Annotated in this window: 28 protein-coding genes; 14 read left to right on the forward strand and 14 right to left on the reverse strand. The window is 66.7% G+C overall.

What is annotated here, in order from left to right:
- Window positions 1-14 precede the first annotated feature (14 nt).
- The 4 genes from pyk to Q0982_RS10655 form a co-directional block, all read right to left on the reverse strand.
- A complete protein-coding gene (gene pyk, locus Q0982_RS10640) occupies window positions 15-1,433 on the reverse strand; it encodes a pyruvate kinase (RefSeq protein ID WP_299395175.1) in 1,419 nt (472 codons plus the stop codon).
- A 146-nt stretch (window positions 1,434-1,579) separates the two neighbouring features.
- Entirely contained in the window at window positions 1,580-2,863 is a 1,284-nt protein-coding gene (locus Q0982_RS10645) for a glycerate kinase (protein ID WP_299395177.1), read from the reverse strand.
- A 61-nt stretch (window positions 2,864-2,924) separates the two neighbouring features.
- Window positions 2,925-3,686, reverse strand: a complete 762-nt coding sequence (locus Q0982_RS10650) for a FadR/GntR family transcriptional regulator (protein WP_299395178.1) — start codon at window positions 3,684-3,686, stop codon at window positions 2,925-2,927.
- A gap of 185 nt (window positions 3,687-3,871) precedes the next feature.
- A complete protein-coding gene (locus Q0982_RS10655; protein ID WP_299395180.1) occupies window positions 3,872-4,375 on the reverse strand; it encodes an NUDIX hydrolase in 504 nt (167 codons plus the stop codon).
- A 173-nt stretch (window positions 4,376-4,548) separates the two neighbouring features.
- Here Q0982_RS10655 and Q0982_RS10660 point away from each other — a divergent pair, with 173 nt between their 5' ends.
- Window positions 4,549-5,454 (forward strand): dihydrodipicolinate synthase family protein, encoded by a 906-nt coding sequence (locus Q0982_RS10660; RefSeq protein ID WP_299395182.1) that lies wholly within the window; start codon window positions 4,549-4,551, stop codon window positions 5,452-5,454.
- A gap of 50 nt (window positions 5,455-5,504) precedes the next feature.
- Here the strand turns inward: Q0982_RS10660 and Q0982_RS10665 are convergent, their stop codons facing one another.
- Window positions 5,505-5,792, reverse strand: coding sequence for a SemiSWEET family sugar transporter (locus tag Q0982_RS10665; RefSeq protein WP_299395185.1), 288 nt, complete (start codon window positions 5,790-5,792; stop codon window positions 5,505-5,507).
- Between the two features lie 261 nt (window positions 5,793-6,053).
- On the opposite strand from Q0982_RS10665, the gene Q0982_RS10670 reads away from it, so the two are divergent.
- Window positions 6,054-7,043 carry a zinc-dependent alcohol dehydrogenase family protein gene (locus tag Q0982_RS10670; RefSeq protein ID WP_299395186.1) on the forward strand — a complete coding sequence of 330 codons (990 nt, stop codon included), beginning with the start codon at window positions 6,054-6,056 and terminating at the stop codon, window positions 7,041-7,043.
- A 4-nt stretch (window positions 7,044-7,047) separates the two neighbouring features.
- On the opposite strand, the gene Q0982_RS10675 is transcribed toward Q0982_RS10670, so the two are convergent.
- The 5 genes from Q0982_RS10675 to dctP form a co-directional block, all read right to left on the reverse strand.
- Complete coding sequence (locus Q0982_RS10675) at window positions 7,048-8,619, reverse strand: malonyl-CoA synthase (RefSeq protein WP_299395189.1); 1,572 nt, start codon at window positions 8,617-8,619, stop codon at window positions 7,048-7,050.
- Window positions 8,612-9,928, reverse strand: a complete 1,317-nt coding sequence (locus Q0982_RS10680; RefSeq protein ID WP_322097001.1) for a malonyl-CoA decarboxylase — start codon at window positions 9,926-9,928, stop codon at window positions 8,612-8,614. Before Q0982_RS10680 ends, Q0982_RS10675 begins: the two co-directional genes overlap by 8 nt.
- Entirely contained in the window at window positions 9,925-11,247 is a 1,323-nt protein-coding gene (locus tag Q0982_RS10685) for a TRAP transporter large permease (RefSeq protein ID WP_299395191.1), read from the reverse strand. Before Q0982_RS10685 ends, Q0982_RS10680 begins: the two co-directional genes overlap by 4 nt.
- On the reverse strand, window positions 11,247-11,870 hold the full coding sequence (locus tag Q0982_RS10690; protein ID WP_299395194.1) for a TRAP transporter small permease: 624 nt from the start codon (window positions 11,868-11,870) through the stop codon (window positions 11,247-11,249). Before Q0982_RS10690 ends, Q0982_RS10685 begins: the two co-directional genes overlap by 1 nt.
- Before the next feature lie 95 nt (window positions 11,871-11,965).
- On the reverse strand, window positions 11,966-12,955 hold the full coding sequence (gene dctP, locus Q0982_RS10695) for a TRAP transporter substrate-binding protein DctP (RefSeq protein WP_299395196.1): 990 nt from the start codon (window positions 12,953-12,955) through the stop codon (window positions 11,966-11,968).
- A 192-nt stretch (window positions 12,956-13,147) separates the two neighbouring features.
- Here dctP and Q0982_RS10700 point away from each other — a divergent pair, with 192 nt between their 5' ends.
- Window positions 13,148-13,810 (forward strand): GntR family transcriptional regulator, encoded by a 663-nt coding sequence (locus tag Q0982_RS10700; RefSeq protein ID WP_299395199.1) that lies wholly within the window; start codon window positions 13,148-13,150, stop codon window positions 13,808-13,810.
- A 145-nt stretch (window positions 13,811-13,955) separates the two neighbouring features.
- On the opposite strand, the gene Q0982_RS10705 is transcribed toward Q0982_RS10700, so the two are convergent.
- Together Q0982_RS10705 and Q0982_RS10710 are read right to left on the reverse strand one after the other, a co-directional pair.
- Complete coding sequence (locus Q0982_RS10705) at window positions 13,956-14,621, reverse strand: cyclic nucleotide-binding domain-containing protein (protein ID WP_299395201.1); 666 nt, start codon at window positions 14,619-14,621, stop codon at window positions 13,956-13,958.
- Window positions 14,622-14,921: 300 nt separating this feature from the next.
- Window positions 14,922-15,944 (reverse strand): 4-hydroxyproline epimerase, encoded by a 1,023-nt coding sequence (locus Q0982_RS10710; RefSeq protein ID WP_322097002.1) that lies wholly within the window; start codon window positions 15,942-15,944, stop codon window positions 14,922-14,924.
- A 160-nt stretch (window positions 15,945-16,104) separates the two neighbouring features.
- On the opposite strand from Q0982_RS10710, the gene Q0982_RS10715 reads away from it, so the two are divergent.
- The 10 genes from Q0982_RS10715 (at window position 16,105) to Q0982_RS10760 (ending at window position 24,132) form a co-directional block, all read left to right on the forward strand.
- Entirely contained in the window at window positions 16,105-17,805 is a 1,701-nt protein-coding gene (locus tag Q0982_RS10715) for a GMC family oxidoreductase (protein ID WP_299395204.1), read from the forward strand.
- Between the two features lie 11 nt (window positions 17,806-17,816).
- Complete coding sequence (locus tag Q0982_RS10720; protein WP_299395205.1) at window positions 17,817-18,842, forward strand: aldo/keto reductase; 1,026 nt, start codon at window positions 17,817-17,819, stop codon at window positions 18,840-18,842.
- A 164-nt stretch (window positions 18,843-19,006) separates the two neighbouring features.
- The gene (locus Q0982_RS10725; protein WP_299395208.1) at window positions 19,007-19,840 is read left to right on the forward strand and encodes an N-formylglutamate amidohydrolase; all 834 of its coding nucleotides are present in this window, start codon (window positions 19,007-19,009) and stop codon (window positions 19,838-19,840) included.
- Window positions 19,840-20,979, forward strand: coding sequence for a carboxylate-amine ligase (locus Q0982_RS10730; protein WP_299395210.1), 1,140 nt, complete (start codon window positions 19,840-19,842; stop codon window positions 20,977-20,979). The genes Q0982_RS10725 and Q0982_RS10730 overlap by 1 nt, the downstream gene beginning before the upstream one ends.
- Window positions 20,980-21,092: 113 nt before the next feature.
- The gene (locus tag Q0982_RS10735; RefSeq protein WP_299395213.1) at window positions 21,093-21,389 is read left to right on the forward strand and encodes a DUF1244 domain-containing protein; all 297 of its coding nucleotides are present in this window, start codon (window positions 21,093-21,095) and stop codon (window positions 21,387-21,389) included.
- Window positions 21,390-21,565: 176 nt separating this feature from the next.
- On the forward strand, window positions 21,566-21,814 hold the full coding sequence (locus tag Q0982_RS10740) for a DUF2312 domain-containing protein (protein WP_299395216.1): 249 nt from the start codon (window positions 21,566-21,568) through the stop codon (window positions 21,812-21,814).
- A 430-nt stretch (window positions 21,815-22,244) separates the two neighbouring features.
- Window positions 22,245-22,613, forward strand: a complete 369-nt coding sequence (locus Q0982_RS10745; RefSeq protein ID WP_299395218.1) for an SH3-like domain-containing protein — start codon at window positions 22,245-22,247, stop codon at window positions 22,611-22,613.
- Window positions 22,610-22,900 (forward strand): SH3-like domain-containing protein, encoded by a 291-nt coding sequence (locus Q0982_RS10750; protein WP_299395221.1) that lies wholly within the window; start codon window positions 22,610-22,612, stop codon window positions 22,898-22,900. Before Q0982_RS10745 ends, Q0982_RS10750 begins: the two co-directional genes overlap by 4 nt.
- A 4-nt stretch (window positions 22,901-22,904) precedes the next feature.
- The gene (locus Q0982_RS10755) at window positions 22,905-23,534 is read left to right on the forward strand and encodes a nitrile hydratase subunit alpha (RefSeq protein ID WP_299395222.1); all 630 of its coding nucleotides are present in this window, start codon (window positions 22,905-22,907) and stop codon (window positions 23,532-23,534) included.
- A gap of 94 nt (window positions 23,535-23,628) precedes the next feature.
- Window positions 23,629-24,132, forward strand: coding sequence for a hypothetical protein (locus Q0982_RS10760; RefSeq protein ID WP_299395225.1), 504 nt, complete (start codon window positions 23,629-23,631; stop codon window positions 24,130-24,132).
- An 81-nt stretch (window positions 24,133-24,213) separates the two neighbouring features.
- Here Q0982_RS10760 and Q0982_RS10765 read toward each other — a convergent pair whose 3' ends face one another.
- Window positions 24,214-24,699 carry a GNAT family N-acetyltransferase gene (locus Q0982_RS10765; protein ID WP_299395227.1) on the reverse strand — a complete coding sequence of 162 codons (486 nt, stop codon included), beginning with the start codon at window positions 24,697-24,699 and terminating at the stop codon, window positions 24,214-24,216.
- A 13-nt stretch (window positions 24,700-24,712) separates the two neighbouring features.
- Window positions 24,713-25,336, reverse strand: coding sequence for a glutathione S-transferase family protein (locus Q0982_RS10770; protein ID WP_299395229.1), 624 nt, complete (start codon window positions 25,334-25,336; stop codon window positions 24,713-24,715).
- Between the two features lie 202 nt (window positions 25,337-25,538).
- Here Q0982_RS10770 and Q0982_RS10775 point away from each other — a divergent pair, with 202 nt between their 5' ends.
- Window positions 25,539-26,606 carry an alpha/beta hydrolase gene (locus Q0982_RS10775; RefSeq protein WP_299395231.1) on the forward strand — a complete coding sequence of 356 codons (1,068 nt, stop codon included), beginning with the start codon at window positions 25,539-25,541 and terminating at the stop codon, window positions 26,604-26,606.
- Window positions 26,607-26,670 lie beyond the last annotated feature (64 nt).

Genomic DNA, 26,670 nt, shown 5'->3' on the forward strand with positions numbered 1-26,670 from the left:
CCCGGCCTGCGCGTCTACTGCTCGATCTTGGCGATGCGCAGCATGTTGGTTGTTCCCGGTGTCCTGAAGGGAACGCCGGCGGTGATCGCCAGGTTGTCACCGAGGTTGGCAAAGCCTTCGCGCACCGCAATGCGGCTGGCCTTGTCCACCATCTCCTGCGTGTTGGAGACGTCTTCGGTATGCACGCAGTGGGCGCCCCAGAGCACGGCCAGGCGGCGGGCCGTGCGGATCTCGTTGGTCAGCACCAGGATCGGCACGTTGGGCCGCTGGCGCGCCGCGCGCAGGGCGGTCGATCCGGACATCGTGTAGTTGACGATGGCGGCGGTGGAGATTGTGGCTGAAACCTGGGCCGCGGCCGTCGAGATGGCGTCGGCACCGGTGGCCTCCGTTTCGCCGTCGCGGGCATGGATGATGCCGCGATAGGAAGGATCGATCTCCGTGCTCTGGATGATGCGGTCCATAATCGCCACCGCCTCGTTGGGGTACTGGCCGGCAGCGGTTTCGGCGGAGAGCATGACGGCATCGGCGCCGTCATAGACCGCGGTGGCGACGTCCGAGGCCTCGGCGCGGGTCGGCGCCGGCGCGGCGATCATGGACTCCAGCATCTGTGTCGCGACGACAACCGGCACGCCGGAGAGGCGGCAAGCATGGACGATCTGCTTCTGGCGCCCGGGAATGCTCTCCGGCGGCATCTCCACGCCCAGATCGCCGCGCGCCACCATGACGGCATCGGACAGGGCGACAAGCTGCGGCAGGCAGTCGAGCGCCGCCGGCTTTTCGATCTTCGTCATGATGGTGGCGCGGTCGCCGATCAGCCGCCGCGCCTCGGTCAGGTCCTCTGGCCGCTGCACGAAGGAGAGAGCAACCCAGTCGACCCCCAGGTCGAGGGCAAAGTCCAGGTCCTTGCGATCCTTATCGGTCAGGGGAGAGATCGGCAGGATGACACCGGGCAGGTTCACCCCCTTGCGGTCGCGCAAGGGGCCGCCGGTGACCACCTTGGTGATCGCATAGTCCGGCGTGCTCTCCGCCACCTCCAGCCGCAGCTTGCCGTCGTCGATCAACAGCGCCGTCCCGGGTGAGATCGCCGCGAAGATTTCCGGATGCGGCAGCGGTGCCCGGGTCTCGTCGCCGATCTGCGGATCGAGGTCGAGCCTGTAGGTCTGGCCCGCCTCCAGCTCGACCGAGCCGTCTTTGACCGTGCCGATGCGCAGCTTCGGGCCCTGCATGTCGGCAAGAACTCCGATCGGCCGCTCGACCTCCCGTTCCACCTCGCGGATGGTGTCGTAGCGTGCCTGGTGGTCGTCATGGCTGCCGTGACTGAAGTTGAGGCGAAAGACATCGGCCCCCGCAACGAAGAGATCGCGGATGGTTTCTTTCGTCGATGTCGCCGGACCCAGGGTGGCGACGATCTTGGCTTTTCGGCTACGGCGCATGGCAGGAAGGTTACCTTAAGTGAAGCTTTGTTTCGGCAGCGTGACGGCGGTCTGACGATCTCTTGAAGAGCAGGCCCGCCCTTCTTGACAGGCAAGCCCGAGAGATATCAGCACATCCTGTTATCAAGCCCCCCGCACACCGACGTCTAGTGTATACGTTGTATCAGGATTGCGCGAAAGTCATTCACGTTGGTCCGCGTCGGCCCGGTCTCCACCAGCGCGCCAAGCCTGGAGAAGAAGCTGTAGCCATCATTGTTGGCCAGCATGGCCTTGGCGTCCAGGCCGGCCCCAGCCGCCCGCGCCAGGGTATCGGGTGTCACAATCGCCCCGGCATTGTCTTCGCTGCCGTCTATGCCGTCGGTATCGCCGGCAAGCGCGTAGACCCCCGGCAGCCCGTCGAGCGCGACCGTCAGGGCCAGCAGGAACTCGGCATTGCGTCCGCCACGCCCGCCGCCGCGCACCGTCACCGTCGTCTCGCCGCCTGAGAGCAGGACACAGGGGGCCGGGACCGGCTGTCCGTAGTGCACCACCTGCCGCGCAATCCCCGCCATCACCTGAGCCACATCGCGTGCCTCGCCTTCGATGGAATCGCCCAGAATGACAGGCGTGATGCCGGCTTCGCGGGCGGCCGCCGCCGCTGCTTCCAGGCAGGCCTGCGGCTTGGCGATGACATAGGTCTCCGCTCTTTCGAGGCGCGGATCGCCGGGCTTGGGCGTTTCGTCAGCCGCCTCCCAGAGCAGTTTGGCGACGCCTTCGGGTGCGGCGATGCCGTACTTCTCCAGGATCGCCCGGGCTTCCGCAAAGGTGGTCGGATCGGCGACCGTCGGGCCGGAGGCGATGACGGAGGGATCATCTCCCGGCACATCGGAGATCAGGAGGCTGACCACCTTGGCCGGCGCCGCGGCGGCGGCAAGGCGGCCGCCCTTGATGGCGGAGAGGTGCTTGCGCACACAATTCATCTCGTCGATGGCGGCGCCGGACTTCAGCAGGGCACGGTTGACCGCCTGCTTCTCCTCAAGGGTGATCCCCGCCGCGGGCAGCGCCAGAAGGGCCGAGCCGCCGCCGGAGATGAGACAGAGGGCAAGATCGTCGGGGCCGAGACCCTCGACCATGCCGAGGATACGTCCGGCGGCTTCGCGCCCCTTGCTGTCCGGCACAGGATGTGCCGCCTCGATGACCTCGATGCGCTGGCAGTCGGCACCGTGATCGTAGCGGGTGACCACCAGGCCTTCCAACGGCCCGTCCCAGTGTTCCTCCACAGCCTTGGCCATGGCCGCAGCGGCCTTGCCGGCGCCGATCACCACCGTCCGGCCCTTGGGGCGGGGCGGCAGGAAGGCCGGCACAGCCTTGGCGGGGTCGGCGGCCGCCAGGGCCGTATCGAAAAGCCGGCGCACGAAGTCTGCCGGGTTTGCGTCTGGTATCGCTGTCATGCTGCGCTGGGCCTTGGATGGAGGGATGGGACGAAGTCCGGCGGCGGCCGCGAGATGGCGCTCAGCCGCTGGCCGTCCCCTTGGCGTCGGTTGGCGCTTCGGCGTCCTGGGAGGGCGTGTCGTTCTCTTCGTAGCGCGACAGGACCGTCGTCAGGTGGTCCTGCATGGCGTCGGCGGCCGCGTCGCCGTCACGCGCCTTGATGGCGGACCAGATGGCCCGGTGCTGTTGGGTGAAGCGCTGATCGTCCGCCGGAGTGGCGTAGAGGCTGTAGCGGTGAAAGGCCAGCATCTGTTCCAGGATGTCACCCAGCACCGACATGAGATGGAGGTAGACCGCAGAGCCCGAAGCCTTGGCGATCGCCAGGTGGAAATTGAGATCGTCTTCCGCCTTGAAGCGCGAGGGGCGCCCGGCGGCGGTCATGGTGACGAAGGCGCGGTCGATCTCGGTCCGCTGTTCCGGTGTCGCCCGCTCCGCCGCCCGCCGTGCGGCCCAGACCTCCAGCTTCGAGCGGATCTCGGCCAGATCTTGGAGGTTGTCGCGGTTTGAACGGACCAGCCGCGCGAGTGCGGAGTCGAGCTGATCGGCGGCTGCCGTAATGCGGGTGCCGCCGCCCTGCACGGCGGTGACGAAGCCCTGGGCCTTGAGCTGCTGCAGGGCGGCGCGGATCGAAACGCGGCTGACGCCCATCATGTCCGCCAACTGGCGCTCGCCCGGCAGCCGTTCCCCCGGCGCCAGCTCACCGCTGGTGATCAGGCGCAGCAACTCATTGGCGATGCGATCGGCAACGCGCTCGCGTGGAATCTCCTGGAACCTCGGATCCATCGTCTCCGACCGTGGGCTTGTCGCCACCGGCCCCCTGGGTGTTCATGCCGGTCTGCGCTGTTGGCAAAAGGGGCCTGACCCCTCCAGTGGTCTGACTGGCATTTTGGTATCACCAATTTGAAGGCCTCTTTATGGGCGCCGCGGGCGGCTTCGTCAAGGCGCCGGGGCACCGGAGAGAAGCCTGATTAGCCTTTCAGCGCCGCGCAGGCGACCCTCGCGACATCGGCGCAGAGCGGCTGAGGCAGGCGGTCCGGGGCGGCCCAGCAGAGCTCCAGGGCATCGTCCGCCGCCGCGGGGCGGCCGCCGAGCCAGTCGAGCCGGAGGGCCAGCATCAGATGATGGGCGGCCGTCCCACGGCCCTGCGGATCAGCGGATGCGACGGGTTCGATGAGATCGACGGCGGCGAGGGCGCGCGGGTTGCCGCCGTGGAGTCCGGTTTCCTCATACAGTTCCCGCAGCGCCGCCGCGGCTGCCGTCTCTCCCAGTTCCACCTTGCCGCCCGGAAAGCCCCAGGCGCCGGCCTGAGGCGGATTGGCGCGGCGCACCAGCAGCACCGCGCCGTCGTGGACCACGACAGCCAGCACCGACAGCAGCGGTGCGCCGTCCGGCGTAGGCCTTGAGTGCCGCCCGGTTCCTGGCAGGTCGGTTTCGAGCGAGATGGTTCTGCCCTCCGGTGGGTCGCTTGGCACGGGTCGCTTGGCAGCGGCTGGGCGGGAGGCCATTGCAGCCGATGACAGCGCAGCATGCGCATGCTAAGCCGAAGGGCCGGGCCAGTTCCAGGACCTGATCGGCTCCCGCAAGCAAACCAGCCAGGTAACTCGGGCAAGCAAAACAGCAAAACAATACAGCAGGAGGTGGTGTGATGACCGTTGAATGGCAAGGCGTCTTTCCCGCCGTGACCACCCAGTTCACGACCGCCGAGGCCGTGGACGTGGAAGCGACCCGCGCGCACATCGACATGCTGATCCGCGCCGGGGTGCACGGTCTGGTCATGCTGGGGACGGTGGGGGAGAACTGTTCGCTCAGCGCCGATGAGAAGCGCACGATCATGCAGGCTGCTGTGGAAACTGCAACCGGCCGCGTGCCGGTGCTGGCCGGAGTGGCGGAGACGACCACGGCCCAGGCCTGCCGCTTCGCTGCCGATGTCGAAGCGATCGGCGCCCAGGGTCTGATGGTGCTGCCGGCCATGGTCTACAAGTCCGATGCACGGGAAACCATGGCCCACTACCGCGCCGTCGCCCAGGCCAGCGCGCTCCCCATCATGTGCTACAACAACCCGGTCACCTACGGCATCGACATCACGCCGGATATGTTTGCGGAGCTTGGCGACGAGCCGACCCTGGTGGCGATCAAGGAATCCTCCGACGATCCGCGCCGGCTCACCGACCTGGTGAACGCCTGCGGCGAGCGCTACATCCTGTTCGGCGGCGTCGACGACCTGGTCATGGAGTCCGTGATGCTGGGCGCTCAGGGCACCGTCGCCGGCCTCGTCAACGCCTTTCCCGAGGAAACGCTGCAGCTCTGGGCCATGGCCGTGCAGGGCCGCTATGCCGAGGCGCTGGACCTCTATCGCTGGTTCATGCCGGTGCTCCATCTCGACTGCCACCCGAAGCTGGTTCAGTACATCAAGCTGGCGCAGGCGATGTGCGGCTACGGCAGCGAGATCTGCCGTGCGCCGCGCCTTGCCCTGGAAGGGGAGGAGCGGGCCCGCATCATGGCGCTGATCCAGCAGGCGATCGACACCCGGCCCGGCGCCAAGGCGGCCTGAACTGCGGCGATTGAGACGGATTGCCGGCCGAGATCGAAGGCAGGCGCCGACTAACCTGGGGTCGCGCTGTAGCGGAGCTTCATGAAGACGATGGTCGAGACGAGGGCCGTCGAGATGGCGTTGGCCACGACAAGGGGCCAGGAGCCGATCATCAGCCCATAGATCATCCACAGGCTGACCGCGCTCAAGAGCATAAGATTGGCGGCCAGCGAAATGCCGGCGGTCTGTTTCTCGCGGATCACCTTGACCGACTGCGGCAGCCAGCAGAGTGTGCCGAGGATAGCGGCAGCACTCCCGATCAGTTCGACAAGCCAGGACGATAGCAGTCCTGCATCCATCAGTTTGTCCTTCTGTTTGTCTCTTTGACAGGCGGCGTTGCCGGAGCCGAAGCCCGGTCTTTACGTCGCTGATGTTCGGCGGGTTGGGATAGTTTGATCGGTCCCTTACTGGGCCGCAAGGGCGCTTTGCAGCGGTTCGGAGGGTGGCTTGGCAGGCGGCAGTGAGCGATTGCACCGCACTGCGTGCTGGTGTTCTATCGCCCAGGCAGTGATTTGCCGTCCGAATGCCTGTCCCCAGGATCCCTTGCAGGAGTCTTCCTCATGCTCGCCGTTCAGCTTCAGCGCCACGCGCGCCCGGATCTCGCCTGTGCAGCGGTTGAGGTGCCCGATCCGGGCGCACCGGGGCCGGGGGAGGCGGTGGTGGCGATCCGTGCGGCGGCGATCAACCCGGCCGACCTGCTGATCTTCGAGGGACGCTATCCCGGCCCCGAAGAGCTGCCGGCCTTCGTCGGCATCGAAGGGGCGGGGGAAGTGCTGGCGGTGGGTGAGGGTGTCGATCTGGCACCCGGCGACCACGTGCTCAGCCTGGGGCGGGCCAACTGGGCGGAGAAGGTGAAGGCCGAGGCCAGCCAGTTCATGCGTGTTCCCAAGAGCCTGGCGTGGCGCGATGCCGCGCAGTTGAAGGCCAACCCGCCTTCCGCCCATCTGATGCTCAGCCAGTACGTCGATCTGCAGCCCGGGGATTGGGTTGTCCAGAACGCCGCCAATTCCGCGGTTGGCCGCCACGTCATCCGCTTTGCCCGGGCCCGCGGGTTGAAGACGGCGAACATCGTGCGGCGCAGACCGCTGATCGAGGAACTGACGGCCTTCGGCGCCGATGTTGTGGTCACCGACGAGGGCGACATCGCCGCGAAGATCCGCGATGCCGCAGGTGCCGAAGCGCCGATCCGTCTCGGTATCGATGCCATCGGCGGCGTTGCCACCTCGATTCTGGCGGACTGTCTCAGCGACGGCGGCACGGTGGTGAACTACGGGTTCATTTCCGGCGAGGCCTGCCGCATGACGCCCTATCACACGGTCATCCACGGCCTCACGCTCACCGGCTTCTGGCTGGTCGGCTATATGCGCTCGACCCCGCGTTTCGAGATCGAAGCGATGTATGCGGAGATGGCGCGCGCCTTCGAGGACGGGGTGCTGGTTTCGCCGGTGGAGGCGGAGTACACCCTGGAGCAGGCCACCGAGGCGCTGGCCCATGCCCATGCGGAAAGCCGCGGCGGCAAGATCCTGCTGACGCCGAACGGTGCGCTTTAGGCCTTTAACCTGAGGCGCGGGCGCCGGCAGCCGGCGCTTCGCTGGCTGCAAAGGCGTCCTTGTAGCGCTCGCGCAGCAGGTTCTTCTGGACCTTACCCATGGCGTTGCGCGGCAGTTCTGTCTCGAAGTAGATGCGCTTGGGCTGCTTGAAGCGCGCCAGATCGTCTTTCAGCGCCGCGGCGACCTCTTCTTCGGTGAGGCGGCTCCCGCCCTCTGGCACGATCACCGCGGCCACGCCTTCGCCGAAGTCGGGATGGGGCAGCCCGATCACCGCCGACTCCCGTACGCCCGCCAGGTCGTCGATCAGGGCTTCGATTTCCTTGGGGTAGATGTTGTAGCCGCCCGAAATGATGAGATCCTTGGAGCGGCCGACGATGGCGATGTAGCCCTCGGCGTCGACGACCCCGACATCGCCGGTGATGAAGAAGCCGTCCTCGCGCATCTCCTCGGCCGTCTTCTCCGGCATGCGCCAGTAGCCCGTGAAGACGTTGGGTCCGCGCACCTCGATGCCGCCGACCTTGCTTGGCGGCAGCACGGCGCCGCTTTCCGGATCGGTGATCCGGATCTCGACGCCGGGCAGCGGGAATCCGACCGTGCCGGCACGCCGTTCGCCGTCATAGGGGTTGGAGGTGTTCATGCCCGTTTCGGTCATGCCGTAGCGTTCCAGGATCGCGTGACCCGTGCACTCGGTCCATTGCCGGTGCGTCTCGGCGAGAAGCGGCGCGGAGCCGGAGATGAAGACGCGCATGCCTGCGGTGGTTTCCCGCCCGAGGCCCGGGCAGTCCAGCAGCCGGGTGTAGAAGGTGGGCACCCCCATCAGCGCGGTTGCACCGGCCATATCGCCCAGCACGGCCTCGGCGTCGAACCGGCTACGGAAGATCAGCCTTGCTCCGCTCATCAGGGTCACGTTGGTGGCGACGAACAGTCCGTGGGTGTGGAAGATCGGCAGGGCGTGGATCAGCACGTCCTCGGCGGTGAAGCGCCAGCTCTGCGTCAGCACCTCGGCGTTGGAGGCGAGGTTGGCATGGGTCAGCATGGCGCCCTTGGAGCGGCCGGTGGTCCCGGAGGTATAGAGAATGGCCGCCAGGTCCTCCGCTTCGCGCGGCACCGCCTCGAAGCCGGCGTCCTGGGCGGCAACGGCGTCGGTCAGGCTGCCGCTACCGTCGGCGGCAAGGGTCAGAACCGCGCCGACCCCGGCCTCCGCCGCAACGCCGTTTAAGGCTTCCAGCCTCGTCGGATCGCAAACGAAAACGCGCGGCTCCGCGTCGCCCAGGAAATAGCTGACCTCGGCGACCGTGTAGGCGGTGTTGAGGGGCAGAAAGACGCCGCCGGCCAGAACGCTGCCGAGATAAAGTTCGACTGCCTCGATGGACTTCTCCACCTGCGCTGCCACCCGGTCCCCCGGCTGCAGGCCGGCTGCGACAAGGGCCTTCGCACAGCGCTCCGCCGCCTCGAAGAGCGCGCCATAGGTGACGACGGGCCGGCCCGGCTGCTCGGCAAGTTCCGCGAAGCCCGCCGCCTCGCGGACCAACGAAGCGGAGCGCAGACGGCTGGCGAGATGGTTGCGGTCATACATGGACAGAGCTCCGCTTACTGCTTCTGGCAAGGCGCTGGACGGCCGTCGAGGCAGCGATGCTGCCGTCGTTGGCATAGGCCTCGTGGTTCTTCTCGATGCTCTTGAGATCGTAGAGGTAGTTCACCATCACGCCCCAGGCATTGGCGCGCCCGCGCTCGCTGAGGTCGGCGGCCGCGTTGATGCGCTCCAGGCGGGCGCCGTTGCCGAGGTGAAAGCGCGCCACCGGGTCCAGCGCGCCGCCGCGTCTGCCGCGGGCCTGGAGCAGGTAGACAGCAGCCAGTTCCAGCAGCTCGTCGTCGACCACCGCCGGATCGTCCTTGTTCAGCAAATCCACGCGCGCGCACTGTTCGGCGCCGAGCAGGCCCTCTTCGTCCTTCGCCTCGCGCTCCGCCCAGCGGCGCAGGCCGGGCACGGGGGAGAGGGTGACAAAGGTGGTGAGGCCGTCGAACTCCCGCCGCAGCTCCTCGACCACCTGCTTGATGAGGAAGTTGCCGAAGGAAATGCTGCGCAGGCCCTTCTGACAGTTGGAGATCGAGTAGAAGACGGCGGTGGTTGCCTTGTTGGGTTCCAGCGGCTCCCGGTCTTCGGCCAGGATCGGCTGGATGGCATCTGGCAGCGCAGCCGTCAGGGCCACTTCGACGAAAATCAACGGGTCGTCGCTGAGCGCCGGATGGAAGAAGCCGTAGAGGCGCCGGTCCGGCGCCGCGACCCGGCGCCTCAGATCGTCCCAGCCGGCGATTTCGTGCACCGCCTCGTAGGCGATGATCTTCTCCAGGATTGCGGCGGGGGTCGACCAGTCGATGCGCCGCAGTTCCAGAAACCCCCTGTTGAACCAGGAGGCCAGCAGGTGCTGAAAGTCGGTGTCGAGCTGTTGCAGGGTTGCATCCTCCGCGACCGCATCGAGCAGGTCGGCGCGCATGTCCACCAGCGCCTTGGTGCCCCCCGGTGCCCGGTTCAGGCGGCGGATCAGCTCCTGGCTTTGTGGCTCGGAGGCGAAGTGCAGGGCCCGTGCCGCACTGCTGCCCTCCTGCCGCCAGGCCTCGACGGCTCTCTCGAGGGCCCCGTCGTCGACGCCGAAGCGTTCGGAAACCTGGCGGAAGAAGCCCAGCCTGCTGTCCGGATCGAGCCCGCCATAGGCGTCGAAGACCTGCTGGGCGATGGCCAGGCCCGTCGCCTCGCCCTTGCCGCTCAAAAGGCGCTCGCAAAGCGCCAGAGGGTCGCCCGCCGTCGCCTGCGTGCCCAGGGCCAGGCTGCGCCCTGCCTCGGCAATGCGCGCCACAAGGTCGTTGAAGATGCTGCTGCTGATCATTGTATCACCGGTCCCATCACCACATCCGGCAGCCAGGTTACCAGACCGGGGAAGACCGAGAGGATGACAATGGCGAGAACCATGCAGACCACGAAGGGTAGGGAGCCCTTCAGAATGGTCTTCAGCGAGATATCGGGCGCTATGCCGTTGATGACATAGAGGTTGAGGCCGACCGGCGGGGTGATCAGGCCGATCTCCATGTTGATGGTCAGGATCACCGCGAACCAGTAGGGATCGAAGCCGGCGGAGACGACGATAGGCAGCAGGATCGGCGCCGACATCAGGATGACCGCCACCGGCGGCAGGAAAAAGCCCGCCACCAGGAGGAAGAGGTTGATGGCGATCATCAGGGTCCAACGGTTGACGTCGAGGCCGGCAATCCACTCGGCGATGGCCTGGGTGACGAAGAGGCTGGAGAGCATGTAGGAGAACACGCCCGCGGCGCCGATGATGAAGAGGATCATCACGCTTTCGCGGGTCGAGTCCCTGAGGACCGCCCAGAGCGAACGCGGCGCGAAGAGCTTGTAGATGATGACGGCGACGATGACACAGAGCAGGGCGCCGACGGCCGCAGTCTCAGAGGGTGTGGCGACCCCGCCGTAGAGTGCGTAGAGCACGCCCAGGATGATGGCGATGAAGGGCAGGACCCGCGGCAGGATCTCCAGCTTCTCGACCCAGGAATAGCGCAGACGGCCGAGGGCGACCTCGCCGCCGCCCTGGCGCCAGGTGTCGAAGATCGACCAGGCCATGAACAGCAGCACCAGCAGCAGGCCCGGGATCACGCCGGCGAGAAACAGCCGCCCGATGGAGGTCTCGGTGGAGATGCCGTAGACGATCATGGTGACCGAGGGCGGGATCAGGATGCCCAGGGTGCCGCCGGCGGCGATGGAGCCCGCGGCGACGCCGTCGGGATAGCCGCGCTTGCGCATCTCCGGGATGCCCATCTTGCCGATGGCGGCACAGGTCGCGGGAGAGGAGCCGGACATGGCGGCGAAGAGGGCGCAGGCGCCGAGGTTGGAGACGACGAGGCCGCCGGGCACGCGGGTCAGCCAGCGCTCCAGCGCTTCGTAGAGGTCGGCCCCGGCGCGGGTGGAGGAGATCGCCGCGCCCATGATGATGAACATGGGGATCGACAGGAGGGCGAAATTGTCCAGCTTGCCGAAGAAGATCTCCGGCAGCAGCTCCATGGAGCCGAAGCCGTCGAAGACGATGAGGAAGCCGGCCGAGACGATCAGCAGGCCCGCGGCGACGGAGACGCCGGAGAACAGCACGAGGATGGTGAAGGCAGCCACCAGGGCGCCGAGAACGAGGGGATCCATCAGTCTTTCTCCCCCCGGGCTTTCTCCCCCCGGGCTTTCTCCCCCCGGGCTTTCTCACGCCGAGAGCCCGGTACGCCCGGCGCGCCGGCGTCGTCACGGCCGGTCATGATCGCGAAGAGATCGGCGGCGAGCTGCACGACGAAGAGGCCGAAGCCCAGCGGGATGGCAAGATAGGGAATCCAGAGCGAGACGCCCCAGACGGTGTCGGACTTCCAGTTGCGCTCAAAGGCCAGATGGAAGAGCTCGAAGCCGTAGAAGGCGACCACGCCGGCCACCGCGATGGTGAGAATGAGCGTGACGGCGGCCAGGGCCCGGCGGGCCGGTGGCGGCAGGAGCATGGGCAGAAGGTCGACGTTCACATGGCCGCGCAGGCGCTGGACGTAGGGCAGGCCGATCATGGTGGCGGCGATCATCAGGTAGACCACCATCTCCGTCTGCCAGATGGTCGAGGCGTTCATGACGAAGCGCATCCAGATCATCTGGCAGGTGATGAGAACGGAGGCGAAGATCATCGTCGCCGCGGCGATTCCGCAGAGGGTGGAGATCAGTCCGATCACCCTGAAAAGGGATCTGGCAAAGGCGCCGTCGCGCGGCGCAGCGCGCTCTCTCGCGTGCTCTGTCATGGCATCGCTCCGGGCCGGCCTTTGCGAGGACAGGGTTCTGGAGGGGAAGCCGGCGCCGGGGCGGCGCCGCGCCGCCGGCTTCCCGAAAGTTCCGCTTACTCGACCGAGAGGGCCAGATCCAGGAGTTCCTGGCCGCCTGGCGTCTGCTCGACGAAGGCCTTGTAGGACGACGTCTTGGCGATCTCGCGCCAGGCGGTGAAGTCGTCGTTGCTCATGGAGGCGATCTCGACGCCCGCCTTCTTGAAGGCCTCGACCGAGGCCGCGTCGGCCTTCTTCGCCTCGTCCAGATAGTAGGCCTGGGCCTTTGCTGCGCCGGCCTTCAGCGCCGCCTGCTGCTCGGCACTGAGGTTGTCGAAGGTCGTCTTGTTCATCAGCAGCGGCTGGTACATGAACCACAGCGCCACGTCGCCGGCCGGTGTGTAGCACTTGAGCTGCTCGTAGAGCCGGTAGGAGACGAAGCTGGAGGAGGAGGTGTTGGCGGCCTGCAGAACGCCGGTCTGCATGGCGGAGTAGATCTCCGAGGACGGCATCGAGGTGATCGACGCGCCGGCGGCGGCCAGCATCTGTTCGAAGGCCTTGCCCGCGGCGCGGGTCTGCAGCCCCTTCACGTCGTCGGGTCCGGTGATGCAGCGGTCCTTGCCGCCGAAGCCGCCGGCGAGATAGCCGTGCACCAGCACCATCACGTCGTCGCCGGCCATAATCTCTTCGAGCTTGTCCATGAAGGGCGATTCGACCAGGCGCGACCAGTGGTCATGGTTCTTCACCAGGCCCGGCATCAGGGTCAGGTTGTAGGCCGGCTGCTGGCCGCCGGCGTATGACAGCGGCAAGACCACCATGTCGAGCCGGCCGCGGGTCAGCGGGTTGTACTGTTCGCGGGGTTTGAACAGCGACTTGGAGGGATAGATCTTGATCTCCAGGTCGACGTTTGCGGCGGCGACTTCGCTGGCGACGATCTCCGCTACCTTGTGGCGGACGTCGCTGGTCGACCACTGATGGCTGAGCTTCAGTTCGGCCGCCTGCACGGCGCCGAAGGACATAGCCGTGGCAACCGCTGCGGCGGCAGCGATGGATGTGGTTTTCAGCATGGGGTTCCTCCCGGGTTTCTTGTTTCGAGCCCTTGGCCCGCTTGGTCGGCATCGAAGGACCGGAGCGGTCTTCATCGAACACTGGGATATCACCACATGAGTGCACGGTCAATTGTTATGTATACATGAACGCAATTGCGGTATTTATAAAATTGCGCTATTGTATCCACGTCCGAATCGGAAGGGTTTGCAATGGAAAAGCGGGCGGAAAGGCTGCGGGACGTGCTGGAGGAGGAGATCCTCACCGGCGTGCTGAGGCCGGGAGACCGGCTGGAGGAACTGTTGCTGGCCGAACGCTTCGGCGTCTCCCGCACCCCGATCCGTGAAGCCCTGTTTCAGCTTTCCGCCGCCGGCCTGATCGAGCAGCGGCCGCGGCGCGGTACCTTCGTGGCCGAACTCGGCCCGCGGCGGTTGATGGAGATGTTCGACGTCATGGCGGAGCTGGAGGCGATGTGCGCACGCCTGGCCGCCCGCCGCGCGACGCCGGAGGATCTGGCCGCGCTGCGCCGTGCCCATACCGGCTGCGAGGCTGCCGCAGAGCGCGGCGACTGCGACGGCTACTACTATGAAAACGAAGTCTTTCACGAGGCGATCCGCGACGCGAGCCGCAACGAGTTCCTGGTCGAGCAGGCCAGCGCCCTGCAGAAACGCCTGAAAGCCTATCGGCGCCTGCAACTGCGGGCGCGCGACCGCGTGCGTGCTTCCTTTGCGGAGCACGAAGCCATCATCGCGGCCATCGAAGCCGGCGATGCCGAGGCCGCCGCGGAGGCCATGCGCATCCACGTGACGGTGCAGGGCGAGCGCTTCGCCGACCTGCTGGCCTCGCTGGAGCAACGCAAGGCCAAGAGCGCCTGACTTTCTCAGTCTGGCCAACGAAAACAACGAAAACAGACGGGTGCAGGGGAGTCCCGCTGCAGCGCCTTTGCGGCGGAAACGGTCAGGCAAGAGGGGCATTTGCCGCCGCAGTCTGATTGTCCAATGCCGGTTCTGCGGCTTCCTCCTAGCGGCTCCAGGAGACGGCGACCTTACGGGCCAGCTCCTGATTGAACAGCCGTTCCATGGAGGTGCCGAGCGCCGGTGTGCGCAAGATCGCCTTGCGCAGGGCCTCGCGTGGCCAGGCGATGTATTCGGTTCCCGCCGCCGCCCGCACGGAGGCCGTCGCCGCGCCGCCGAGCAGGAAGGAAATCTCGCCGATGAAAACGCCGGGGCCGGAGGCGAAGCTGGCGCCATCCTTTTCGATTTCAACCTGGCCGCTGGTCACGAAGTAGAGGCTGGGGACAGCTTCGCCTTCGCGGGTGAGTTCGACGGTTTGCTCGGCCGTGTGCCACTCCGCCATCTGCATGAGGCGCCGGAATTCGCCGGGAGTCAGCACCTTGCGGATGTTGAGAAACGACTCGCTGGTCCGGTCGCCGGGGCGCTGATGGCGGTCGTGAAGCAGGCGCAGGATGCCGATCAGGCCGGCCAGCGCGAGCACCGAGGACCAGAAGATCGCACCCAGCAAAGGATCGTCCGGATGAAAGTAGTAGTAGGGAATGTAGAGCAGGTTCCCTGCCAGAACGAGGCACCGCAGCGTGAGCTGCCCGCGGTTCAGAAAACCGAGCACCTGAAGCAGCGCCGCCGCATGGACCAGCAGCCCCGCATTCAAAGCAAGATCAAATTCCTGCATTCCCCACCCCTTTTTGAACCCCTTTGCCGCGTCATCCCGGCAGCCGAAAGGCTCTCCCAAGCCCTGCGACGAAGCGCTGCGGAACACTCCGTCCATCAAATCTAGACGATATGATTATATCGGTCGGCTGCGGGCGGCCCTGTGGGGATTCTCACGCGCGAAGGGATCGGCACCGGGATTGGCGTGCTGCCGTTCCAGGCGGGAGACGGCGACACTGCGCGCCAATACCTGGTGCAACAGCCGCTCCATCGAGGTGCCCAGGTTGGGCGCGCGCTCGCCGGAGGATCGACCGGCGGTGCTTTAGACCACCTGGAAGCCGTGGGCGTAGGGGTCGCGGTCGTCGATGGTGATGGTGTTGAGGCCGGTCATGCGTGCCCAGCCTTCGATGGAGGGGACGATGGCGGCGTGGTTGCCGACCTTGGTTTCCCCCTCGATGCGCCCGGTGAAGAGGCTGCCGATGATGCTCTCGTGCACGAAGCGCTGGCCGGTCTTCAGGCGGTCTTTGGCGTGCAGTTGGGCCATGCGGGCCGAGGTGCCGGTGCCGCAGGGGCTGCGGTCGATGGCCTTGTCGCCGTAGAAGACCGCGTTGCGGGCATCGGCCCCCGGCTGGGTTGGGGCGCCGGTCCAGAGTATGTGGCTGACGCCGCGGATTGTCGGGTCCTCTGGGTGGACGATCTCCACCGCGTCGTTGAGCGCCCGGCGCAGCAGCGGGGAGAGCCGCAGGATGTCGCCGGCGCCGAGCTGCGCGAGATCCTCGTAGCCGGGCTGCGGTTCCACGATGGCGTAAAAGTTGCCGCCGTAGGCGATGTCGACGCTGAGCGGGCCGAGGCCGGGGCAGTCCACGGTCACGGCCTCGGCGGCCAGGTAGGCACCGACGTTTGTCAGGCGAACGGAGTCCACATAGCCGGCCTGGAGGTCGTAGCGCGCCTCCACAGGGCCCGCAGGGGTGTCGAGCATCAGACGTCCCGGCTCGCGCGGCTGCACCAGTCCGCGTTCGACGGCGAAGGTCACTGTGCCGATGGTGCCGTGCCCGCACATCGGCAGGCAGCCGCTGGTCTCGATGTACAGCACGCCGACGTCGCAGTCCTCCCGGGTGGCCGGGTAGAGGATGGCGCCGGACATCATGTCGTGGCCGCGCGGCTCGAACATCAGGCCGGTGCGGATCCAGTCGTAGCGGGCGAGGAAGTCCTGCCGCCGGGCGCTCATGCTGGCGCCCTCCAGCGCCGGGCCGCCGCCGGCGACCAGCCGCACCGGGTTGCCGCAGGTGTGTCCGTCGATGCAGAAAAAGGTGTTGGGCTTCACCGGCCCGGGTGCCCCGTTCATGGGGGCCGAGTATCGGCTCCGCTCCCCCCTTTGGCAATGCTGGCGGCCGGGCTGGGCCGGGCCGCCGCAGGCCCACGTGGCGTCACGGTCATGACACTGGATTTGTACGGCGCCGCGACTGTTACATGCGCTCTGGCATTTCAGGGGCAGCAAGGCGCAGATGGCCGAAACGTTCGACGACCTGCAATCGGTCCTGCTCGAGACCACGCCGGAGCGGATCTCGTCGCTCTCCGCGGATGCCATTGTCGTCGGTGGCGGAGCGGCCGGCGGTCTGGCCTCGCTGCTGCTCTGCGAGGCCGGCCTTCGGGTCCTGACACTCGATGCCGGCGTCCGAAAGGGTTTCCTCCAGGCACCCTACTCACGGGCGCTGTCTGCGGTCGTGACCCGCATCGCAACGCCGGAGATGTTCGAGCGCCTGCCGCTGAGCATCTCCAACCTGGGCCGCAAGGCCTTGCGCCTGGCTGGCCGGCTGCGTCAGCCCGTACAGTCGCGCTGCTTTGCCTGGGAACTGCAGCCGGACTGTCTGGTCGACGATCGCGACAACCCCTATCTGTCCGATCCTGATGGCTCGTTCTGCTGGTTTCGGTCCCGCCAGCTCGGCGGGCGCATGATCGTGCCGGGCCACGGGCGTCAGTACTTCAGGCTGAGTGCCGCCGACCTCCACCCGCGAGACGGCTTGAGCCCGCCCTGGCCGGTGACGGCCGAAGACCTGGCGCCCTGGTATGCGCTGGTCGAACGCCGGCTGGGGCTGCATGGCCGCCGGGAAGGCCATCCCTGGGTGCCGGACAGCGAGATCGCCCAGGCGATCGAGCCGACGCCGGCTGAGGCCGATCTGATGGCGGCGATTAACCGCCACTGGCCGCATCTGCATCCCATCGCCGGCCGCTTTGCCCCGCCGCTGGCGTCTCTGGCGCAGGCGGCGCATACCGGCCGGCTGGCCTGCCGCCAGGGAGCCGTCGTGCGACAGATCCATGTGGACGGCAAGGGCGCGGTCTGCGGCGTCAGCTTCGTCGACGATGCCAGCGGCGCAGCGCTCCGCGTCGAGGCGCCGCTGGTGTTCCTCTGCGCGTCGACGCTGGAATCGACGCGCCTCCTGATGCTGTCGCGTTCTCCACGGCATCCGGAAGGTCTTGGGGGTGCATCGGGCGCTCTCGGCCGCAACCTTATGGACCACGTGGTCATGAGCGGGCGTGGCTTTGGGCCCGCGCTGCCAGGGGGCCGCGCGACCCTTGTGGACGGGCGCAGTGTTTACGTCCCGCGTTTCGACCTTCAGGACGGAGCGGATGGTCAGGCGCCAGGGACGGGGCGCGGCTTCGGCGTCCAGCTCTACCGGATGTCCAAGGGCGCCGATGCTTCGTTCTTTCAGGCGGTCGCCTTTGCCGAGATGACGCCGCGCCCGGACAACCGGGTCATGCTCGACGGCCGGATGAGGGACCGCTGGGGTGTGCCGGCACTTTCGATCCACTGCCGTCACAGCGTGGAAGAGATCGATCAGGCCCGGCGGCAGTCGGCGGCCTTGCAGGCCATTGCAGATGTCCTCGGCGTGACCTTGTCGGACCTGAACACCCGACCGACCCCGCCCGGCATGGCAATCCACGAATGCGGTACGGCCCGCATGGGCAGCACGCCGGAGACCTCCGTGCTCGATCCATTCAATCAATGCTGGGACGCAAAGGGCCTCTATGTCACCGACGGCGCCTGCTTTCCGTCGCAGGGTGCGCAGAACCCGACGCTGACCATCATGGCCCTGACGGCGCGGGCCTGCGATCACGCCCTGCGCGGCCTGAAGGCCTCGGCAACGGCCGATTTTAGCGACGGCCGGCAGACAATCGGCCAGCCTGTCGGCGCCCCGGTCGGGTGATGGCGGAGACCTTGAGCGCCTTGTTGGGCAAGGCCTTTGCGGACGGCGGGCCCCGGCTGGGCTTCGGCACCGGCGACGTCTATGGGCGCGACCGCGCCGAGGCCTCGCGGCGCCTGATCGACAGCGCCCTCGATCATGGGTTCCGCTACATCGACACGGCGCGGCTTTACGGCGACGGCAGCGCGGAGTCGGTGATCGGTGCGGCGCTCGCCGGTCGCCGCGATCAGGTTGTGCTGGCCAGCAAGGTGGGCATCCTGCCCTGGCGCATGCGTCGCGGACTGCGGATTGCTCACCGCGTGCGGCGCCTCGCTAGAAAAGGGGGCGGTCTTGCCAGGGCCCTGGTTGCAGCGCCGGAACCGGCGGGCGCGCTCTTCGGTGCCTTTGGGCTCGGTCAATTGCGCCGCAGCCTGGAGGCCAGCCTGAAGGCGCTGCGCACCGATCACCTGGACATCCTGCTGCTGCACGAATGTACCCCAGCCGACGCCCTGCGCCCGGAAATCCAGGACTTCCTCGCCCGCGTGGTGCAGGAGGGCAAGGTGCGTCATTGCGGGATTGCGGCCACGGTCGCGGCGACGGCCGAGATCCTCGACCGAAAGCCCCCGACCATCGAGATTGTGCAGGGCCCCAGCGATGCGCGGGAGCGCAACCTGCCTCTCTACCGCCGCGCCTCCGGCGGTTTCGTCGTGACCCACTCGGTGCTCAAGACCCTGCTGCCGGAGATCGCCGCGCGGGCCAGAGCCGATGCGGCCTATGCGGCCCGCTTCGCCGAGACGACCGGTGCGGACGGCCGCGATCCGGCGGCCGTGGCGACCCTCCTGCTCGCCCATGCCCTCCGGGAGAACAGCGAGGGCGTCGTCCTGTTCTCGACCCTGAAACCGGAGCGGGCGGCCGCCGTCCGCAAGGCGCTCTCGGACGCCTCTTTCTCGGCGGAGCAGTTCTCCGGCCTGGAGCAGGCCGTTGCCGAACGCCTGCCGGTCCAAAATCCGCCCGAGAACCTGGCCGAGAACCCGGCCGGACTGGCCTCCCAGGGAGGCTAGGCTCTCTGCAGTTCTGGTTGGGGGATCGAGATGGTGGCCGGCAAAAGGGGCGGCCCCGGGCGCCGCTTTTCGGCCACCCGCGCCTTGGCCGCTGCTGCGCGCCGGGAGGCTTTGCCTGGCCGCGTGGCGGCGGCTATAGTCGGCGTCTTATGTCGATCGCTGCCATGGACAGTCCCGAAATCGTCGCCGACCGCAAAGACCAGGAGAAGGCCGGGGGTCAGCTTCTGGCCGAGGATGAGCCGCGCCCTTTTGAGCTTTTCAATCTCTCCGGCAGCGCGCCGGTGCTGCTGATCTGCGATCACGCCACCCGCTTCATTCCGCGTTCGCTGAACGCCCTCGGGCTCGACGAGGCCTGCCTTTCCCGCCATATCGCCTGGGACATCGGCATCGCCGAGGTGACCCGCCGTCTCGCCGAGCGCCTGGAGGCGCCGGCGGTCCTCAGCCACTTTTCCCGGCTGATCGTCGATCCCAACCGGCAGGTGAACAACCCCACCTCGATCCCCGAGATCAGCGACGGTGTCATCGTGCCCGGCAACCGCGATCTCGATGAGCAGGCTGTTGCCGCCCGTCTGGAAGCCTTCTTCTATCCCTATCATGAGGCGATCGAACGCCAGCTGGACCGGATGATGGCGACGGGGACTGCGCCGGCGCTGATCTCCATGCACAGTTTTACGCCCGTGATGAGGGGGCAGGAGCGGCCTTGGGAGATCGGCATTCTGTGGAACAAGGATCCGCGCCTGCCCAAGCCGCTGATGGACCGGCTGCGGGCCGAGGGTCTGACCGTCGGCGACAACCTGCCGTACTCCGGCGCCGACGAGCACGGTTACAGCCAGCACGTCCACGGCGACCGCCGAGGCCTGGCCAATGCTCTCATCGAGGTCCGCCAGGATCTGATCGACACCCATCACGGTGCCGCCGAGTGGGCCGAGCGCCTGGGGCCCGTGCTGGAAGAGGTGTTGCGCGACCCGGAGCTCTACAAGGTGGAGCACTACGGCTGATGCGACGTGAGCCTTCCTTCACCGTCGGCATCGAGGAGGAGTACCTGCTGGTCGACCGCGAGACGCGGGACCTGGTCGTCGACCCGCCGGACGCCCTGATGACCCGCTGCGAGGCGGAACTGGCCGAACGGGTCAGCCCGGAGTTCCTGCAGTCGCAGATTGAGGTCGGCACCTCCAAGCGCGAGACTGTGCGCGAGGCAGCCGAAGAGCTGGCGGAACTGCGCCGCTGCATCGCCCGCGTGGCGGCGGACTACAACCTCGCCCCCATCGCCGCCTCCACACATCCTTTTGCCCAGTGGGACGCCCAGAAGCACACCCGTAAGGAGCGCTACGACGAACTGGCGCGCGACATGCAGGCGGTGGTCCGCCGTCTTCTGATCTGCGGCATGCACGTTCATGTCGGGCTGGACGACGACGAACTGCGCATCGATCTGATGCAGCAGATCAGCTATTTCCTGCCACACCTGCTGGCGCTGTCTACCTCTTCGCCCTTCTGGCGGGGCGAGACGACGGGCCTGAAGTGTTACCGCCTGTCCGTATTCGAGGAACTGCCGCGCACCGGCCTGCCGGAGTCCTTCGACAGCTTCGGCGAGTATCAGCGCCATGTCGATGCCATGGTCAGCGCCGGGCTGATCGAGGATGCCACCAAGATCTGGTGGGACGTGCGGCCCTCTGCACGCTTCCCGACGCTGGAAATGCGGGTTGCCGATGTCTGCACCCGGATTGAGGATGGGATCACTGTGGCTGCGCTCTACGTCAGCCTGATGCGCATGCTCTATGCCTTGAAGCGCGACAATCAGCGCTGGCGCAAGTACAGCAACATGCTGATCCAGGAGAACCGCTGGCGGGCGCAGCGTTACGGCTTCGACGAGGGCCTGGTCGATTTCGGCAAGGGCGAGGTGGTTTCCTATGGGACCCTTCTTGAGGAGATCATCGGGCTGGTCTCCGAACATGCCGGGGCCCTGAACTGCCTGGAGGAGGTGGCACACGCCCGGGATATCCTGAACCGCGGCACCTCGGCCCACCGCCAGATCGCAACCTATGACGCGGCGATTGCCGCCGGGGCCGACAAACGCGAGGCTCTGGCCCAGGTGGTGGATTTCCTGATCGCGGAGACCGTGCCCGGCGCCCCAACCTGACGGGCCCCGGCCTGAAGGGCTGGACTTCGGCGCTGCAGTCCCCAGATTCCACTAAAGCATCCGATACCTTTGGCCCGGGAGAGCCAAAGAAGAGAGCCAGGGAGAGAGCAAGAATGGACGACAAGACCCGTACCGAACTGGAGGCTGCGGCCTTCCGCACACTGGTTTCCCACCTGCGCGAGCGCACGGACGTGCAGAACATCGACCTGATGAACCTGGCCGGGTTCTGCCGCAACTGCCTGTCCAAGTGGTACCGGGCCGCGGCCGAGGACAAGGGCATCGAGATGGACTACGACTCGGCGCGGGAGCTGATCTACGGCATGCCCTACGCCGATTGGAAGGCCAAGTACCAGACCGAGGCGACGCCGGAGCAGAAGGCCGCCTTCGAGGCCAGCCACAAGCACGGCTGACCGGTCAGGAGTACCGCCGAGCGGCCTCGCCGCGTTGCGGTGATCTGCGGGCTTTCCCCCGTTATCCACAGCTTTCCCGCGTTGTCAGTCTTCCGGCCCCGGTCTAGTCTCGGCGCCCTTCAGCAGGCCTGAATCAGCAGTCTGGCTCGGGCGCATCTAGAGGAGTTTGTACGTCTATGGCTGATGTCGGCGGCATCGGGGCGGATCGGCTGCGGTCTTTCGTTGAGCGGATTGAGCGCCTGGAAGAAGAAAAGGCGGCATTGACCGCGGATATCCGCGAGGTCTATGCCGAGGCGAAGGGCGATGGCTTCGACACCAAGGTGATGCGCCAGGTGGTCCGCCTGCGCAAGATGGACTCCGGCGACCGCCAGGAACAGGAAGCCATCCTCGATCTCTATAAACAGGCCCTCGGCATGGTGGGTTAGGGTGGTTCAAGGTCTTCCCTGACCGAACCTGCCTCTGGTCCGCCGCTCCGGCGGCAGGTCCTTTCTGTTGGCGCAGCCCGCGATGGCAACCAGGGAGAAGGCCAGCGGAGCGAAAAGCCAGTTCCGAAGCAGACGTCGGCGGTCTTTGAGCGATGGGCGGTCTTGCGACGCCGAATGAGCTTTGCTGCCGGCAACGGGGTTGCGCTTCACGGCCATGGTCTGAACGTCCTGGGCTGCCTCTGTAGCGTCTCTGATTGAGATATGCGTTGGGTCGCTGGCAAGATCAACGGCATGGCCCAGCGCGTCTTCACGTTTTGGTGCTTCGCGCAGCCGGGGGCCTCCGACGGGGCTTCCGTCATTGACCCTGGCAATGTGCCTGCCCGATACTTCTCGCCAAGATCCGAAAGCCTCGGAAAATCGGGAGAGAGGGATGCTACGCAGACATCACGACATGGGTGGCTTGGATGCCGGACCGGTCGACCCCTTCGGGCCCGGGGCCGAGCACGACTACGCGCCCTGGGAAAAGAAGGTCGATGCCATCCTGAGGCTGGTCAGCGACCAGAAGCGCCAGATCATGACGGTGGACGAACTGCGCCGCGGCATCGAAGAGTTGGGCCCCGGCGTCTACGACGAGCTCAGCTACTACGAACGCTGGATCGCGTCGGTCACCAATATCCTCATCGAGAAGGGTGTCATCGAGATCGAAGAGCTAGGCCGCCGGATGGCCGAGATCACCGATGCCTGGCCCGCCGGCGGCGTGGCCGAGGCGGAACCGAAAACCGCTGGCGATCTGTCATGACCGCCCGCTTCGAGATCGGTGCCCGGGTTGCGGTGCGCGCGGCCTATCCGCCCGGCCATGTGCGTACGCCTTTCTTCGTGCGCGGCAAAACCGGCGTGGTGACCGAAATCCTGGGGCCCTACCGCAATCCGGAGGCGCTGGCCTACGGGCGCAGCGGCGATCCGGCGCTGCCGCTCTACCGCATTCTGTTCCGGACCGCTGAGCTCTGGGATGGCTATGAGGGCTCTTCGGGCGACACCACCGTGGTGGATATCTACGAGAACTGGCTGAGTTCGGCGGAGGCTTGAAGTCATGGCACAGGATCACTCGCATCCCCATCCGCACCAGCCGGACCTGGAAGAAACACCGCTCACCCACTACCAGGCCATGACCGAGGCGGTGGGCCAGCTCCTCATCGAGAAGGGCGTGATCTCGGGCGAAGAACTGCGCGCCGTGTTGGAGCAGATCGATTCCAAGAGCCCGGCCGCCGGTGCGCGCATGGTCGCCCGTGCCTGGATGGATGACGACTTCAAGGCGCGCATGCTGGCGGACGTGAACAAGGCCGCGGAAGAGATGGGAATCGACGCCGGCACCATTCCCATCCGTGCGGTCGAGAACACCGAGGCTGTGCACAACGTCATCGTTTGCACGCTCTGCTCCTGCTATCCGCGCAACCTCATCGGCCTGCCGCCGGACTGGTACAAGGCACGCAGCTACCGCAGCCGCACGGTCCGCGAGCCGCGCGTTGTGCTGACGGAATTCGGCACGACCATCCCCGACGCCGTGGAGGTCCGCGTACACGACTCCACAGCCGACCTGCGCTACATGGTCTTGCCGGCGCGCCCGGCGGGCAGCGAGGGGCTGGACGAGGCCGCCCTGGCTGACCTCGTCACCCGCGACTGCATGATCGGCGTCACCCTGCCGAAGACACCAGATCTGTAACAGTCTTTCGTTTAGCTTTGCTGCGCGTCTCCCTCTTGGAGACGCTCGGTCGTCCGCGGGGGCGATCGCAGTAACACATGAGGGGAGACAGCTCATGGTGGAGGCCGCTGTTCGGAGCATCGAGCCGATCGCGCAAGAGCGCGTGAAGGAGTGCCTGGTCGAAGCCCATGCCTTCAGAAGGCGTCTGGCGCTGCTGTCAAAGACCAACTGGATCACCATTGTTGCCCCGGCCCTGCTCTCGGCTCTTGCGGGGGCGGCGATCTTCGAAGCTTCCGAGACGAGTGTCCTGGGTGCGCAGTGGAAGGTCTGGAGCGGTGGAGCGGCACTGCTCAGTGCCTTGCTGGTGGCGGTGCACAAGGGCCGCAACTGCGACTTCTATCAGGCCGAATGCCGCCGCCTGGTGCAGGAGTTCGAGGGCCTGGCGACACGGTACCGTACCCTCTTGCAGCTCGAGGTCGCAGAGCCCCGGCAACGCCTGGAAGAACTCGAACTCAGACTGGCGATGGTCCGGGAGACGGCGGCCATCGACTATCCCGCCTCCTACAGGGCCGATGCAGAAAAGTCGGTCGACGCAGCGCTTCAGGCAGCCGCGGCCTAGAGAAGCGTGCCCGGTTCTGCCAAGGGCTCCTCGAGTCCGCTTTGGCTACCCAGACCTGGGGTGTCTTGTGCCGCTGACGCCCTACGCCTTTTTTGAGACCCACGTGCGCTCCCAGCGGTAGCGGACGTCGGGCGTCTTCTCTTCGTTGCCGGTCCCGTCGGTGAAAGCGACGGCTTTGAAACCACGGGCTTCATAGAAGCGACGCCCTGCGGTGTTGGCCTGGAAGCACCAGAGTTCGAGAGCCTCGACGCCTGCCTGCTTGGCCGCCTCCAGCAGCCGCCCGCCGGCGCCACGCCCGATGGAGTCGGGGTGCGTGTAGAGCAGGCGGACCTCCTCGCCGTCGCGGGCGAGGAAGGAAACGATCCGGCCGGCCAGCTCTGCCACGGTCACCTCGCAGTCCTTCAGGATGACGTCTTTGATGAAGCGGCGGTCTTCCTCGACGGTATGAAGCTTCGGCAGAAAGGTGAGAAGCCGGAAGGAGGGGGAAAAGACAGCAGCGACGGCCGCGGCGTCGTCCGGTCCCGCGCGCCGCAGCGCAATCCCGCCGCGCCCCGGCGCCGGACTCACGTCCCTGGTTCCATCATTGGGCTTCTGCCGGCATCGCGGCGTCGTCGAGGGCGGCCGCGCGTTTGAAAGCCTCGCGCGCGGTCAGCCTGGCCACGTAGTCGGCGAAACCCGGCCGCGCCTCCATCGTGCCGAACTGCAGGCCCCAGTTGATCTGGGAGCCCAGAAAGACATCGGCGGCGGTGAAGCGGTCACCGGCGATGTAGCTCCCCTGGGCGAGCGCCTGCTGCAGCACATCCATCACAAGCGCAAAGGTGCCATAGCCGACCATACCTTGCTGGTCCGGGTCCGGCTCCAAGCCCATGGCTTTGTCCATGACGGCCGCCTCGACCGGACCGGCCGCAAAGAACAGCCAGCGGTAGTAGCTGCCGCGCTCTCCCGGTGGCGGTGCCAGGCCCGCCTCGGGAAAGCTGTCGGCCATATAGGCGCAGATCGCGGCACACTCGGAGACCACCGTCTCGCCATGGCGGATTGCGGGTACCTTGCCCATTGGGTTGATGGCACGGTAGCCGGCCCCTTTCATCTCCTCGCCGTAGGCGACAAACTCGGTCTCGTAGGGCGCCCCAACCTCTTCCAGCATCCAGCGCACGATGCGGCCGCGCGAACGCGGATTTGTATAGAAGACAAGGTCCTTGGACATGGCACCGCTCCCGGTTGATTGCGGGGAGCATAGCGGCAAAGCGCAGTCCGGTCATCCGGCGCCCCCGGTTGACGCGCAGATGCCACCATTGTTCCGATCGGGCCTATCCCTTCGCGTCCTGCCCATCTGCGGTAAAGCCTGCTAGGCTCGCGCTGCGTTGGAGAGCGCACGGACACGCAAGTCCTGAAGGGAAGACCGCGACATGGCTGTGACAATCTATTTCGCGACCAACCGCAAGGTGGTCAAGGGGGGCGAGGATGCTGAGATCGGGGAGGCCTTCCACCCCGACAACATCGACGAGTTGCGCTTCGGCAAGGTCGCTTTCGCCGGCAAGGACCTGTTCAAGAAGGATCTCGCCGACTTCATGGACAAGGCCAAGATCAGCCTGGCGCCGGAGCGGCTGGACAAGGACGACGCCGCAAGGTCGAAGCTGGGCAGCGCGGCCGTCTTCGATGCCGTGCGTGAGGACATGCTGAAGAAGGGGGACGCCTTGATCTTCGTGCATGGCTACGATCACACCTTTCGCGAGGCCGCGGGCCGCGCGGCGCAGCTCCAGCAGTGGCTGGCGGGCGGCGGCAAGGACATGACCCTGCTGCTGTTTTCCTGGCCCTCGGCGGGGGCAGGGGTGGGGCGGCGCACCTATGCCGACGACCGCAGGCGGGCCGAGGCTTCCGGCGCAGCCCTGGGGCGGGCGATCCTCAAGGCCACCGATTTCATCCGCAACACGCCGCGTGCCGAGCGCTGCGACGGGCGCATCCACCTGCTCTGCCACTCCATGGGCAATTGGGCGATCCGCGGCGCGGTCCAGGCCATGCGCACCTTCGTCGGCGACAACATCCCGCCGCTGCTCGACGAAGTCATCCTGACCGCCGCCGACGAGGATGACGACACGGTCCAGGCGCGCCACAAGATCGCCCCGCTGCTGCGCGGCTGCCGGCGCCTGACGGTCTACTACAACCACCAGGACCTGGCCTTGAAGGCGAGCGACTATGCCATGGGCAACCCGGACCGCCTGGGTCGCAGTGGCCCGCGCCGCAAGGCCGATCTCTCGGACAAGGTGGCCGTGATCAACGTCGCCCCGAAGATCATCTGGGAGTCGAAGGGCGCCAACGCCTGGGCTGCCGATCCGACGGGCCATCAGTACTTCCGCAACAACGCGCGGGTGCGCCAGGACATGGTCGAGGTGCTGAACGGCAAGCTGGACGAAGAGTTCCTGGAGAAGAAAGAGCGCCGCGTCAACGACATCGGCAGCTACTGGCGTTTGACCTGAGACGATTAGGCGGGCGGCTGCCCTCACTACTCACCCTCTCCCCTCGCGGGAGAGGGAGGGGCCC

This window comes from Pelagibius sp. (genome assembly GCF_028281305.1).
In the GTDB taxonomy this organism is placed as follows: Bacteria; Pseudomonadota; Alphaproteobacteria; order Kiloniellales; family Kiloniellaceae; genus Pelagibius.